The 13,757-nt window shown below is 56.0% G+C and carries 11 protein-coding genes and 3 pseudogenes; 12 read left to right on the top strand and 2 right to left on the bottom strand.

Features of this window, described 5'->3' with window-relative positions:
- The first annotated feature begins 417 nt into the window (after positions 1-417).
- The 6 genes and pseudogenes from ACFQE9_RS02650 to ACFQE9_RS02625 all read left to right on the top strand — a co-directional run.
- A complete protein-coding gene (locus ACFQE9_RS02650) occupies positions 418-714 on the top strand; it encodes a hypothetical protein (RefSeq protein WP_379739867.1) in 297 nt (98 codons plus the stop codon).
- Entirely contained in the window at positions 711-2,819 is a 2,109-nt protein-coding gene (locus ACFQE9_RS02645) for an N-6 DNA methylase (protein ID WP_379739864.1), read from the top strand. Before ACFQE9_RS02650 ends, ACFQE9_RS02645 begins: the two co-directional genes overlap by 4 nt.
- An 82-nt stretch (positions 2,820-2,901) precedes the next feature.
- Positions 2,902-5,154: a sensor histidine kinase gene (locus ACFQE9_RS02640; protein WP_379739860.1), complete on the top strand. Its 2,253-nt coding sequence runs from the start codon at positions 2,902-2,904 to the stop codon at positions 5,152-5,154.
- Positions 5,151-6,230 (top strand): hypothetical protein, encoded by a 1,080-nt coding sequence (locus ACFQE9_RS02635; RefSeq protein WP_379739857.1) that lies wholly within the window; start codon positions 5,151-5,153, stop codon positions 6,228-6,230. The genes ACFQE9_RS02640 and ACFQE9_RS02635 overlap by 4 nt, the downstream gene beginning before the upstream one ends.
- Complete coding sequence (locus tag ACFQE9_RS02630; protein ID WP_379739854.1) at positions 6,215-7,048, top strand: hypothetical protein; 834 nt, start codon at positions 6,215-6,217, stop codon at positions 7,046-7,048. Before ACFQE9_RS02635 ends, ACFQE9_RS02630 begins: the two co-directional genes overlap by 16 nt.
- 437 nt (positions 7,049-7,485) lie before the next feature.
- Positions 7,486-8,039: pseudogene (locus tag ACFQE9_RS02625) on the top strand (transcription initiation factor IIB); the annotation flags it as partial.
- A 251-nt stretch (positions 8,040-8,290) separates the two neighbouring features.
- Here the strand turns inward: ACFQE9_RS02625 and ACFQE9_RS02620 are convergent.
- Complete coding sequence (locus ACFQE9_RS02620) at positions 8,291-9,337, bottom strand: RNA-guided endonuclease InsQ/TnpB family protein (RefSeq protein ID WP_379739851.1); 1,047 nt, start codon at positions 9,335-9,337, stop codon at positions 8,291-8,293.
- Positions 9,338-9,466: 129 nt separating this feature from the next.
- On the opposite strand from ACFQE9_RS02620, the pseudogene ACFQE9_RS02615 reads away from it, so the two are divergent.
- From ACFQE9_RS02615 to ACFQE9_RS02600, 4 genes and pseudogenes are all read left to right on the top strand, one after another.
- Positions 9,467-9,844, top strand: a pseudogene (locus tag ACFQE9_RS02615) (transcription initiation factor IIB family protein); the annotation flags it as partial.
- A 77-nt stretch (positions 9,845-9,921) separates the two neighbouring features.
- Positions 9,922-10,434 (top strand): winged helix-turn-helix domain-containing protein, encoded by a 513-nt coding sequence (locus tag ACFQE9_RS02610; RefSeq protein WP_379739848.1) that lies wholly within the window; start codon positions 9,922-9,924, stop codon positions 10,432-10,434.
- Entirely contained in the window at positions 10,431-10,883 is a 453-nt protein-coding gene (locus tag ACFQE9_RS02605) for a toxin-antitoxin system TumE family protein (protein WP_379739845.1), read from the top strand. Before ACFQE9_RS02610 ends, ACFQE9_RS02605 begins: the two co-directional genes overlap by 4 nt.
- A gap of 2 nt (positions 10,884-10,885) precedes the next feature.
- Positions 10,886-11,707, top strand: a complete 822-nt coding sequence (locus ACFQE9_RS02600; protein ID WP_379739842.1) for an SWIM zinc finger family protein — start codon at positions 10,886-10,888, stop codon at positions 11,705-11,707.
- A 42-nt stretch (positions 11,708-11,749) separates the two neighbouring features.
- Here ACFQE9_RS02600 and ACFQE9_RS02595 read toward each other — a convergent pair whose 3' ends face one another.
- Positions 11,750-12,301, bottom strand: a complete 552-nt coding sequence (locus ACFQE9_RS02595; RefSeq protein WP_379739959.1) for a DUF7342 family protein — start codon at positions 12,299-12,301, stop codon at positions 11,750-11,752.
- 148 nt (positions 12,302-12,449) lie between these two features.
- On the opposite strand from ACFQE9_RS02595, the pseudogene ACFQE9_RS02590 reads away from it, so the two are divergent.
- Both ACFQE9_RS02590 and ACFQE9_RS02585 read left to right on the top strand, forming a co-directional pair.
- Positions 12,450-13,334: pseudogene (locus tag ACFQE9_RS02590) on the top strand (biosurfactant protein 1); the annotation flags it as partial.
- 111 nt (positions 13,335-13,445) lie between these two features.
- Positions 13,446-13,634, top strand: coding sequence for a hypothetical protein (locus ACFQE9_RS02585; protein WP_379739839.1), 189 nt, complete (start codon positions 13,446-13,448; stop codon positions 13,632-13,634).
- Positions 13,635-13,757 lie beyond the last annotated feature (123 nt).

Genomic DNA, 13,757 nt, shown 5'->3' with positions numbered 1-13,757 from the left:
GACGCCGCGCTGGAGGGTTAGGACGACCTGCCGCCGACACCCCTGTGGGAGTGACCCGTCTGTGGGAAAGTCAGACTCCAAGAGCGGATTCAGAGATACTGATGTGGGTCGAAAACATAGAGTACTTTCGTTTCTGCCAATTCGCCAGTTTGGTTTCGGTCAGTTAGCGATAAACAGGCGCCTCAGGTGTTGTCACTTCAACGGATTTCAAGTTTCTCTACAAACACGCTGTCCACGCTGTGGCGGCTGCGCGAGCTTGTGGATATTTAAACTACCCACACGCTTCATATGCAGGTTACTAGTGTTCCTGTAGTAACTTCGTTTACGCCTTTCGCTCTGACGTACGGATTGAGAATAAGGGTGCGGATGCCCGATCATTCCGTTAATTATATGAAATCTGCGCTAATTGGCGAAAGTATGCCTTCCTCGGAGCGTCGCGACAAGGTACTGGCCTTTCTCGCCACGCACGATATGGCGCTCCCTCCGACCGCGATTTATGCCGGACTCAAACGCCACGAGGACATTACATTCGGGTATCGAACGGTCCAGAACGCCCTGTCGGATCTATTGGATCAGGGTTTGGTAAAGCGAGTCAACACAAACCGGCTCCGCGAGGACGGACAGATCGAAGAAATAGTTGGGGATGATGCGCGCCGAGCCTACTACTCCATCACTGAGGCTGGCCGTGACCGTCTGGAGGATAATAAACTATGAGCCATCAGCGCACTCTCGTTACCCTAATTGAGGATGTTGGTAATGCGGTTGCTGAACGAATCGAATCAGAAACGGCGATATCCAAGAATCTCAGAACTTGGATGGTGGATTTCGGGCTGGATGCCGCGTCTAACCCAGAGAAAACGGTCTGCAATTTGGCAGCATTCAATTTTCTCCTGAAAGCAACGCTGTATCGGGCTTACCGTAAAGAGGGAGCCACACTGCAAGTGCTCTCCAAAGACGCCAATATTGGGGCTAAATTCACTGAAGCCTGGAAAGAAACTGGCGACGAGGCGTTTCGTGAAAATCCTCTTGATACGCTCGTCGACGAATCCAATCAAGACCTCTTTGAGCCGCTCCTAGAAGCCAGATCTGTTATAGAGGAACATCAGACGCCTACTGATGGTATCGGTGAAATATTTGAGGCCATCGTTGAACAACCAGTTCGTCGAAAATGCGGGCAGTTCCGTACACCACCATTTGTTGGACGATTTATGGCTGAGTGGGCGATCACCTCCGGCGACGATGTTGTCCTCGACCCTGGTATCGGAGCGGGTGTTCTAACCGCGCAGATGTACGATGTCAAAACAGCTGCATCTGAAAAGAGTCGTGTCGAGGAAATGTGGGGTGTTGATATTAGCGAACTCGCAATTGTCATGGCATCAACGGGGCTGAAGTTGGAGAACGGGGGTGGCTCCCCCAACTTCCGCCATCACGACTTTATGAATACGCTCGTTGAGGGGAGCAACGTTCGAATCGACGGCCAGAATACGATAGTAGTGCCAACAGTTGATGCGATTGTTTCTAACCCGCCTTACTCTCGAAGCGCTGCACTCGAAGAGAAGCGGAACCAATATAATAATATCGTCGATGCTGAGGCTGGAGTGTCGATGTGGGGGCAGGCTCCACTATTCGCATACTTCTTTGTCCACTCGGCGCAGTTCTTATCTGATGGCGGACGATTAGCGTTCATTACTTCCTCACGCTTTTTTGACACGGTCTATGGCGAAGATCTTCGGAACTTCCTCTTAGACCGATTCGCGATTCGAGCCTTCCTCTTCTTAGAGCTCGAGGAGGCGGTATTCGAAGGAACCGATGTCACCCCCTGTATAACACTATTGGAGAAAGGCTCAACGAATACCGATCAAAATACAGCGTTTGTCCGCGTCGATGAGTGGCCCGACAATTCTGCGGAGCTGATTGAGGCTATTGAAAATGGGAAGCTTGGCGAGACCAACTTTGGATTCGTCAACCAAATTCGTCAAGGAGGACTGGACCCGGATCAAAATTGGCGGAGGTACGTAGATCACGCAGAAATTGACGCTGTCTCAGGACTAACCCAGTTTAGTGAACTCGCCACAATCAAACGTGGAATCGCAACCGGAAAGAACGATTACTTTTGTCTTACTCAAGCCGAAGTCGAAGAATGGGGACTAAACGAAGAGCACCTCGCAAAGATTTTGCGGCGGACTGCCGGCTTCAATGAGCTCGAAATTACGACAGCTAATTGGGAGGCCTGGCGGGACCGCGGTGACGAAGTATGGCTCCTCTACTGTTACGAAGATGGAGAGGCCATCGAAACAGTGGATGACGATGCGCTGGAGGCATACCATCAATACGGCCGCGAGGTGGGTGCCGACGAGAGCTACCTGGCGTCTAATCGCAACCCTTGGTACGCCGTTGACGAGCGAGATCCACCTGACATTATTGCGACCTACATGAGCAAAGATGGATTCCGGTTCATCCGCAATCGAGCCTCTATTCGGACGCTAAACAACCTCCACAACATCTTGCTGCCCGGATTTGAGGATGATGAAATAGATGCACTGCTCGCGTATCTAAACAGTAGTGTCGCCGATGAGATTACAAAACGAAGTGGTCGCAAATACTCTCGCGGACTCCACAAAATTGAGCCCAACGAATTGAAAGATGTACCGGTCATCGACACAAGAGATTTGCCGAATACTGATATTGAACGGCTGGCAACGGTATATCGGGCACTGCGGGACGCGATTAGAGCAGGGGGTGAAGACATTGACTCGACAACAGACATGCTAAACGAGACTGTTCGAGACGTACTTGATCTTGGAACCGAACCAGAGTAGCAGAATCAATCGAGCCGCTATTGCTTGTTAATTCTTCACCCACTGGGATTTTTATGTCTTAGTGGGCTATATATTATAAATTGTGTCGCAGGAAGAGCTCATTGTAGATGAGGGGTCGACTACGTTCACTAGTGACAGCCAAATTCTCTCAGAGCTCGGGGAGCGGCTTATTGCGACAGAGCAAGTCGCACTTGCTGAATTGATCAAGAACGCCTACGACGCCGACGCAACGCGGTGTAATATCTGGCTTGAGGACGATGGTAACACGCTCATCGTCGACGATGATGGCCACGGAATGACTGAACGCGAGTTCGACGATTTCTGGATGACGATTGCCACCTCAAACCGAGGGGAGAACCCAACCTCAAAGCGATATAATCGTGAGGTTCAGGGGTCGAAAGGTGTAGGACGTTTCGCAGTCCGTAATCTTGGGTTGTATCTCGAACTCGACACAGTAGCTAAAGATCCCGAAAGTGGAGAATATCTACGGTTGACTGCTGATTTCGATTGGAAGGAATTTGAAAGCGGCGCCGGACTCCGCGAGATGGAAGTGGAGTATCAGATTTCTCGGGATGCAAGGCCAGAGGAAGAGGGGACGAGACTGCGAATCTCCGAGTTACGAGACGAGTGGTCAGCGGAGAGTCTTGAGGATGTCTCAAGCGAGGTTCTTGATATTGTTTCTGCCCCGTATGAACCCGATCCAGCAGCGATTGAGGGTACAGACGACGAAGACCCCGGCTTCAGTGTCTACTTTGCACCGCCCGGTGAGGGGTCGCCGGCAAAGAGCATCGCTAGAGAAATCTACGAGCGTTACGTCGCAAAAGTAGATATTGCAACAGAAGGAAACACGCTGATTTATCGATACGAGTATGAAGACGCTGATGAACGTGAATATCAGTACGATCTTGCAGAGGAGGGTAAGTACGGGGAAAATTTAGTTGGTGAACTGAACGGGGAGATCCGGTTTATTCCTAACAGGAAAGGCGTATTGGCTGGAATGGAGACTTTCGATGGTCGAGATGCTAGAAGTTGGCTGACTGAAAACGGGGGTGTCAGAGTGATTGACGGCAACTTCAGAATGCCCCCATATGGTGACAAAGGAAACGATTGGTTGGGTCTATCTGAGTCTCAAGCCCGACGATCGCGGAATTGGGCATCCTCAATTACAGAGTCGCTCTTTCCAGAGGGGGAGCGTGAGGTCACTGAGAACGATGCTATGCTAATGCTCCCGAGAAAAATCCAGGTTTTGGGAGCGGTTCATGTCACTACATATCGCCCCGGGGAGCGAGTAGGGGCAGTTCCAGATGACCGCCTCGTCCCCGGCATGAACCGCCAAGGGTTCGTAGAAAACGAGGCGTATGATCAGTTGGTGGATATTGTTCGTGGAAGTCTCGAAATACTCGGCATCATCGACGTGCTTGAACAGCGCAAGCAAGAGCAAGAAGAGAAAGAAGAGAAAGTTGAGGAAACAACCGAAGATGCGAAAGCCTCAGTATCGAGTGCTAAAAGCTACGTAAAGGACTCTGACGACATCTCGGGAGAAACGGAGACAAACCTCTTAGATCAGCTCGACGAGGCCGAAAAGAATATCGAAGAAAAGCAAGAGGCAGAGCAAGAAGCGCGTGAGGCTGTCGAATCGATGAACGTTTTGGGCGTCTTCTCGGCATTTATGAGTCACGAAACATCGCTTATTGTCGACTCAGCCGAGCAAATGATTGATCGGTGGGAAGATGTCCCAGAGGAGCAACGTAGCCAATCGTTCCAAGAAGCGATCCAGACTACTGAACAAGCTTTGGAAGATTTCCGTGCCTACCAAAGTTATGCACAGATGGTGATGAACCAGCTTGAGAGTCAGGAGCTGAGTTCATTCAAATCGTATGCCCAAGTAGCACAACTCATTGATACATTCAAGAACTATACCGAGAGTCGCCATATCGAACCAATTAACGACATCTCAAGAGACATCAAGACACCGGAGTTAAACGTGGGAATGTACACGGGGGTACTCGCCAACCTCTACAGTAATGCGATGAAAGCGGTTGTGGAGACTCCTGTCAGTGATGGTGGCCGTAAGATTCGGTTCGAGGCAGAGAACACTGAAGAGTGGCATAAGGTACGGGTAATTGACAATGGTCCCGGAATCTCAGAGGAAGAACAAACGCGAATGTTTGAACCGTGGTACTCGACATCAGAAGTTGAGGGACCGATGGGCGTCGGGCATGGTCTAGGGCTGTACATTGTTCGGAAGGTTGTCAATGAAATTGATGGGGGCGTGTCGCTCGTCGACGCGCCAGATGGATACGAAACCGCCTTTGAGGTACGCTTCCCACGATGACCGCATTTACTGATAACATAGTGATATTCGAGGATCAAACAGATAATTTCGAAATCGTCGTTTCAGCGTTGCGGGAGACATTGTCGAGCGACTTGGAGGTACACCGGGCAGACATCAATCAAGAACTCGGCTCTAATCCAAGACAAGCAGTCGAAGAAATAATGGAGGGGTACGGGACACCGATATTGACCGTTCTAGATTGGGACCTCACACAAGGAACAGGTGCGGTGTCGCGTGATAATGTTATCACCTACTGTGAGAACAACCACCTTCCAATATGTCTATATCATGCAACGAATACAGGAGAGTCTGATATTGAGAAGGTGGAGGACTACGACGAAAACAAAATCAAGCTTGAACCAGATCTGACTTGGGAAGAAATCGGTGCTCAGTCTGCGTATATTGCTGACGGATTCAACGAGATTAGGGAGACGCTACATACGGTCTTCGAAGACAGTGACACACGAGCAATTCCAGAGTTGTTGGATGCACCATTCAGCGTTCGTGGAAAACTCGATCAGTACTCCTGGGGGAATCCGGGAGTAATCAAAAGCGGACAAGCAGACCTCTCCCAAGACGATATCATCAAGCGAGCCACTACTAACCAAGGCTATTGGATTCTCAACGAACTGCTAGAGTTTCCGGGGGCATTGCTGAACGAGGTAGCGCTGGCTGCCTATCTCAATGTCGACCACGAACAATTCTGTGGAAACGACGAATATAAACAACCATTCACTGATGCAGCCTATACCGGTCCTTTCGCTGGATTAGAGAACTGGTGGTGGACACCAAGTATCGACAATATCTCTATCCAAGAGAAGCGTGAAGACGAATCGAAGGGGCCGATTGGGCCTGAGCTGTTTGAACGGTTTGAGGTACCTCCGATCGGCGAGGCAGAGTGTCACAGCGAACTTGCGAACAGTTGTGGTCCAGCTCGGTACTACTGTATAATCAAGGAAAGACCGGTTTGTGAGGAACACTCTGTCTCCCCCGACGGGTGGATCCCGAAAGGAGCGACGCGATCGCGAGTGAGTGAAGAGGACTACGACCAGCTCAAGCCATGGGTCATGATGTGACGATGTCCATCCCGGATGCCGCCGAAATATATGGTTTAGATAGTGAGGCATATGGCAACATCCGAGAATCGTATATTTTTCTCTGGAACCTATTAGTAGGAATTGGTGGTTTAGAAATCAAGGGAAGTGATGACGATCTCGATATTTCACACCCACCTGATGACACCGTGACTGTCAAAAGCGATTCTGTGTTCAAAATCAAGGGTGTCGGCTTCGAAGCTGGACAATCGGCGGGTCCGATTGATATCTGTTTCAAGCCGGATTTGACGATAACAGGTGTTGAGTTCGATGGCCGTCGGTTCCCGGTGATTGAATCATCCGCGACTGCTGTAACGTATCTAAAGGTGGATGAACGAGGTCGCGCAGATATTGAGTATCAATCTGAGAGTAACAGACAACCAGCGAAGGTGCTGAGTGCATTCCACTACGATTTCGAGATGGATACAAAGGAGCGGCATCCAATTTTCCACACACAATACGAACCATCCTCAATCGAACTCGGTATATTGGCCGAAGACTACGATATCACTAATCAGTCTCAGGTGACCAATTCGGTTCCAAATCATCCCCGAATTCCAACGGCGCCACTCGATTTTACTGGTGTCCTCTGTATGCTGATTCACGAACACGTTGAGGAGTTTGATTCTGCATGGCCGAACGGCACACTCAACGCGGTAAAACGGCTTCCTACATTTCCACCTTGGTGTTTTAGACCCAACCCGATGTGTGATGGCGCGCTTGTACCTGAATGGTGGTACTTTGCTGCCCGAAATCAAACACAATTTCCCGAAGAGATTGTTGAAGGTAGGGGAATATAAGGCTATTTCTCGTTAAACCGGCCTACATCCTCGGGGCAGCGGCGTCGCAGTCGCGATGTCGACACGGATTTCGCGGATGTCACCATGGTAGTACTTCGATATGGTGGCCGGTAGGGTTTCGTGATCGGCAAACGACCCGGCTACGGCCTCAACGCCGGCGAGCAGCGCCTTATGCTCTCGGTGGGTCAGCCGGCGGCCGTTCACTCTAACGACGAACAGCGGCTGCCGTCGGTGTCCTGAAATGAACTGGCCCGTGAGCGCTTGGAACGGGTTCAGGTAGATTGCACTACGTTGGAGACGGGGACACAAGAGTGAGTCAAGCACTATCGCCTGAGTATCAATCAAGTTGAACCGCGGTTCGTACCCGTAGCGTCTATTTTCCCCCCAATGGGTGAGGGGTTCGCCGTACTGGTGAGTTCCTGAAATCGGTGAGAACAATGGCAACGAGAGACATCTACGAGACTGGCTTCGACGAAGACATCCAAACGGAGTCAAGCGGGAACCAGTGCCCCGAGTGCGACGGTCACGTCACCACGAACGTCAAAGAAACCGTCTGCGAGGACTGTGGCCTCGTCATCGAAGAGCAACGGCTCGATCACGGGCCGGAGTGGCGGGCGTACGATGAGGACGAGCGGGAACGGACGGGCGCTCCGCTGACAGCAGCCCGTCACGACCGAGGGCTCTCGACCGAGGGCTCTCGACCGAGATCGGGCGTGGAACCGACGCAAACGGGAACGAGCTCTCCGCACAGAAGCGCCGGCGGCTGGCCCGGATGCGACGTGAACAGACCCGTGGCCGGTGGCGGTCGAAGGCCGAACAGAACCTCGCCCACGGACTCGGCGAGGTGCGACGTCTCGCGAGCGCACTCGACCTCTCCGACACGCTTCGCGACCAGGCCTGCCAGCTCTACCGGAGTGCTCAGAACGAGGATCTGCTCCGTGGCAGATCCATCGAGTCTATCGGTGCAGCGAGCATCTACGGAACCTGCCGATTTGACCTCCTCCCACCTCTAAAGGGCTAGGATTCCCCGAAGGGGATATTCAGGTTGCGCGTTTCCTCGGCGGCGAGGTACGCTTTCGCGTCCCGCGTCAGCGGTCGCCGTCCGGTTACCACCTCGGACGTGCTTTCCAGCGCGTACAGCCGGGTCAAAGCGGCCTTCCTCCCCGGTCACGCCGGGCGGCTGCGAAGCAGCCGGTGGAGTATTCAGTCCACGAGGCCGCACGGTTCGCCTCAGCCGAACTGTTAGGCCGTGCATGGTTCACCCTCCCGTTGACGGATGTTCTCAGCGGCGTTCAGGTCGGCGTGGCGGCCACGATCACACTCAGAGCACACGAAGTGGTCAACGTCACGCGAGCCTTCGGCACCGCAGGCCGAACAGCGTTGACTCGTCTCGAACGGGTCAACTTTCTCGACGCGAATCCCGGCCTGCTCTGCCTTGTAGACGATGAACTCCTGCAACTGGCGGAAGTGCCACGAGTGGACGCCGCGCCAGTCACTACCTTCTCTGATACCGTCCAAGTCCTCGATTTTCAGTACGGGACTCTCGAACTGTTGTGACCAGTCGATGAGGCGACGGGAGGCGTTGTGGTTGAGGTCACGAATCCGGCACTGCTCTTTGTTACCCACGCGGTTGCGTGCGCGAAGCGCACCCGCCTGCTGAAGCGACTCGCGCAGGGAACGATATTTGCGCCGGACGTATTTTGCCTCACGACCGGACACCAGCATCGACTCGCCCGTCTCGGCGTCTGCCGCCAGCAGGTGGTTGTGGCCGATGTCCACGCCGATTGCCGTCTCCTCCCCCGTCTCGGCGTCGTACTCGACGGTGAACGTACAGAACCAGTCATCTCCCCGGCGGTACACCTGCAACCGGGACTTGTCGGCGTCACCGGCTATGAGCCGGTGTACGTCGTCGGCTATGCCGTCGTACACGTCGATGGGGGTGTACCACCAGCCGGAAATACAGGGGAAGCCGACGACGACGGATCCGTTCTCGGTGCGGTCAATCTCCCAGTTTTGGTTGTTGACCGCGAACGGCTGGCTGGCGTGGTATTCCACGATGCCGTCCTTCTTGTAGTCGGACTTGGCTTCGCGGATGGCCTGATTCTGGATGGCCGAGTAGAGCGGGTTGTCGATGTTGGCCGTGGTCACGGCCATCCCAAACTCGCCGTTCTCCCACCCGTCGATGCAGAACTGCTTGGTATCGCGGTACTGGTGGGTGGCGCGTTGCCACTCCCTACGGCGCTCGCGAGATGGGTTGTGGAACGTCGTGGTGACGGCCGTCGCGACCACGGTTACAATTGTAATATAAGTCTGGAAAGTGTTAAAACGTAAGAATATCGGGTCGGCCGACACCCGGGGTTTGCTCGTCAGTTGTCGACTCCATCCCACCCCTGAAGAGGTGGGCTTTCGACTCGCTACCGCTGTAACGGCCGGTCGCAGCTCCTCGACGACATCGTGGGGGTCGCAAAGGTCGGGGAATCGCGTGTCACGAACGCCTACAAGACACTCAACGAGGAACTGGGACTTCCGGCCAAACCCTCGACGCCGACGATGTATATTCCGCGGCTGGCATCCGACCTCGACTGTCCGGAGCGGATTCGACGTCGAGCGCGAGCACTTGCCGAGGCGGCTGGGGACGTCGACGTGACGAGCGGCGTCCATCCCGCCGCCTGTCTCTACAAAGCGGGGCAGGAACAGGGGCAGTGGGTGACGCAGCGTGCTGTCGCCGAAGCCGGGAACGTCACGCCAACGACTGTCCGGGCACATTACGAGACGGTAGCGGAGCAGGTAGCCTGACACCGCACCTGCACGACTACTACTATCAGATAATTTTCTCAGGAAATTATTTGTCTCTCGACTGCGTAGCACCCAGTATGACCGAGACGTGGGACGACGTCAACGAGCGGGTCAAAGCGGACTGGAAAGAGGAGACGACGCCGTTCGAGCGAGTGTACGAAATCGTCGAACAGACCCACGACGGGCAGTCGGCCGCCGAGATCGCCGATCGCGCCCTCGTGAGCGAGCCGACGGCGCGCCGCCACTGCAAAACGCTCGTGAACACCGGGTTCGCCGAGACGGAACAGGACGGGCAAGCAACGCTGTACAAGCGCAACAGCGACCGGGTGTTGATGTCCCGGATCCGTGAGCTGCGTGAGGAAGTCGATCGGCCGGAGTTGCTCGACAGCATCAAGGAGATGAAGACCGAAATCCGCCGCTACGAGGACCGCTACGACGTGGTATCGCCGGAAGAACTCGCCCAGCAACTCGACGCCGGCGAGACGGAGGGCTGGGACGACCTCACGGCGTGGCGCACGACGCGGCAGAATCTTGCCGTCGCGCAAGCCGCACTCGCCTACGACGAGGCCAGCCACCAACTCGCCGTATGAGCGACGACGACCGGGCCGGCGAGTTCGGACCGATCTATCTGACGGCCCTCCAGCGGATTCGTGATCTCTGGCTCGACCTCGAGCCGCTCGTCGATGCAGCGGGGTACGATGACGTCGTCGCCCCCACGGAACTGCAGATCAGTCTCAGCGATGGGTTGGGAGACGCCGAGAGCGCTCGGCTCGATATCCAGTGGAGCGAACTGGGGATGTATTCATTCCACTACGTCGATAGCGACGACGTCAACTGGCGCTTCGATCGCCACCCGAACACACACTCCCCCGAGATTCATTTCCACCGGCCGCCTGAGGCCGCGACGACGGACGCCGAACCGTCCTGTATCGACGTGACCGAGGTGTCACTCGTGACGCGTGCCGTCCATACGATGTGGCGGGCAGCGTACGAGAATGATGCACTGGATCGGCTGAATAGTGCGTCAAACCCACCGTAAGGATGGACGTAACCGAGGACGCGGTTCGAGACATCTGCACGGACGCAGTCTTCGAACGCGGCGAACGATATCTTACTGAGAGCCGTATCCACGAAATACACCGCGTCGATACCACCGTAACCGCCGTCGTGAGTGGCAGCCGTCAGTACGATGTTCGTGTTGACCTCGCCACTGACGGGTTTGCCCCGTGGTGCGATTGTCCGTACAACGGGCTGGGAGCGTGCAAGCACGTCGTCGCCGTGTTGCTTCGGTGTGTTGACGACCCACCGCCAGACGTAGGTGAGCAACTCGACGCCGCACTTGACGGCGCCGACGCCGACGAACTCCGCGCGTTCCTGCGTGACGCACTCGCGACCGATGCGGATCTCCGCGCCCAGTTTCTCGCCCGAGTCGGCGAGCCGACGAGGCAGTCGGTTGACGAGCTTCGCGCCTCGATCGACCGGCGGTTCGAAGAGACAAACCCCGAGTACCACGTCGTCTTCGAGCCTATCGACTTCACGCAGTGGTTCGATCTCGCAAATGAGTACCGCGAGCAGGAGCGGTACGCGTCGGCGGCGACCGTCTACCGGGCACTCGTCGAGTCGCTCGACGACAATATGGAGCGCGTCGACGGCGCCTACGACCACTTCTTGCGTGCGTTCAATCGGGCACTCGACGGGTATGTCGACTGTGTTGCGACCGCGGAACGCGACGCTGATGCGGTCACTGACGCCGTTGCGTTCCTTGAGGGGCGGGTGACGTCGGGAACGCCCTTCCTCTCGGAACACTTCGAGAAGGCAGCAGTCGAGCTTCGAGAGAAGCTGGGCGAGCAGTCCGACGAATAGTGTCGCCCTCGATGACGCCCGCAAGTTCGAAGATCACGAGAATTAGTTTGTGGCGCGGTCAGCCACGTCGGTCATCTGCTCGCGGGCGGCTTCGACGTCGGAGTAGAGTTCCAGTGCGTGCTTGATGAGGCGGCGATCCTCCTCGTTCTCGCGCCAGAACGCGATGACGTCGCGGCGGTCCCGGAGCTCCGCACTTGCGAGATCGCCGTCGGCGAGCGACTGTTCGAGGTCCTCCCACGTCTCGACGTCGTAGGTCGCCTGCCACTCCTCAATCTCCTCGGTAATCGCGGCCAGTTCGTTGCGTAGCTCCTCGCGAGTGTTCTCCTCGATGAGCGTCCGGATTTCCTCGAAGAGCAAGCGCGTGTAGTTCGGCTGATAACGCGTGGTCTCGCCAGCCTCGACGCGACGCAGCTGTCCCTGGTCGACGAGATCCTGGAGTTCCTCGTTGGTCGTGCTCCAGGCGGCGTCGGCCTGCTCGCTGATCCAGTTGACCGACCGCGGTTCGCGAAGCGTCTCGGCGACTGCTCGAATACGGTCACGGGCGCTCATCGACTCACTCCACGACTGGACCCCATCTCGCGAGGATTCGGACATGTGTGGCACCTCTTGCGACAGTGTTGGCGCTGAACTCCCATATATGTTTGTACTGTCTCGCATAATCAAGAGGATATTGCGAACGAGATGGTCCGGACGTTGAAATACGAAACCGACGGAAACTATGAGCCAACCGATGCACAACTGATATACTGACTTTGCAGAACTGCGGCCGACCGGCGAAGCGTCCCACACTCCGGACACGAGGCTGGACGACGGGTGTAAGGGTGCCCCCCGGCGGCAACGCGTCGCGACGAGCTCTGGTGGCTACCCTGATGCGCCGACGATAACCGATGGCGAGTGCCGGTCCTGTGGGGTGTCAGTCCCAGACGGCCAGACGAAATGCCGGTTCTGTCTCACCAACCATCTCGGGAGTGACGCGACCAGCACGGACGAGACAGCGTCAACGACGTGCCTCGGCATCGTCCACCTGGTCGTCGAGTCAACCACGTTCTACGGCGCCGTGGCGAAGGGCGGCGCCGCGGCGAACCTCCTCTCCGCCAACGACGAGGAGTCGGCCGTCGACGGCTACACGCTCATCTACGATCTCGACGAGGCGCCGGCGCGCCAGCTGGCCGAGCAATGGCCCTCACTCCCCGACGCGGTACAGGTGTCGTCAGCGGAGGGAGAGCGCCTTCTCAGCGTCGCCCGTGACCGGACTGGGTGGCACGGGCAGGAAGCGTCGGAGCGGCAGGAGCAGGCCCCGACGCGGCTCTACGACCAGCGTGGGGACGGCATCCGCGACGAGTCGCGTCTTGGAACGGTCCTCGACGACGCCGATGACGCGGTGTGGATAGTCCCAGCGATGGCACTGACCGAATCTACTGGCGAAGCTGCGGCTGATCGCCAGGCGTCGTCGGTACCGACGACGCAGGAACTCGACTGTCAAACCTGTGAACAGGCGACCGACCATCGGTTCAAGACCCACGAGTCGGTCCCGGATGCGGCGTGGACGGGCCAACCGATCTGGGAGTGCCGGGTGTGTGGCTCGGCTCGCTACGGGCCGAGTCCATCGACGCACCGTTCGTCTTAACCAACAAAATGGCTATATGATTCTCAATGTTGGTTAATAGACGCACTCAGTTCCACAGCTACCCGCAGCCGGAGAGGTTTCTCTGCGCCGTGAATCGGCGAGGCGCTTCAAATGGACCCACGCAACACACCGGGATATCGACTGCATTGCTCACTCACCAATCTCAAGCGCATCGAGACGGCCGGGCTCGACGACGCAGATCAGGAGCGGATAGAGGCAGCGAGAGCTCTCCTGCAGGACGTGAGTCTGCTCACCCAACCGCAACACAGCGGAGACGCCGATACACAGATCAAGTCCTGATCGACGTCGCAGGCCGGAATTCGGGTGTCTCGTTCCAGAAGCTGTTTATTGCCCCCCAGAAGGGGTGCGGGGGAGCGATCCCCGGGAGCGACCAATGACCCACCTGGCTGAACAATTCCCCAT

The sequence above is a fragment of the Halopenitus salinus genome (assembly GCF_042662125.1).
GTDB lineage: Archaea > Halobacteriota > Halobacteria > Halobacteriales > Haloferacaceae > Halopenitus > Halopenitus salinus.
Note: the sequence above shows the minus strand (reverse complement) of the source record. Positions and strands in the feature narration are given on the sequence as shown.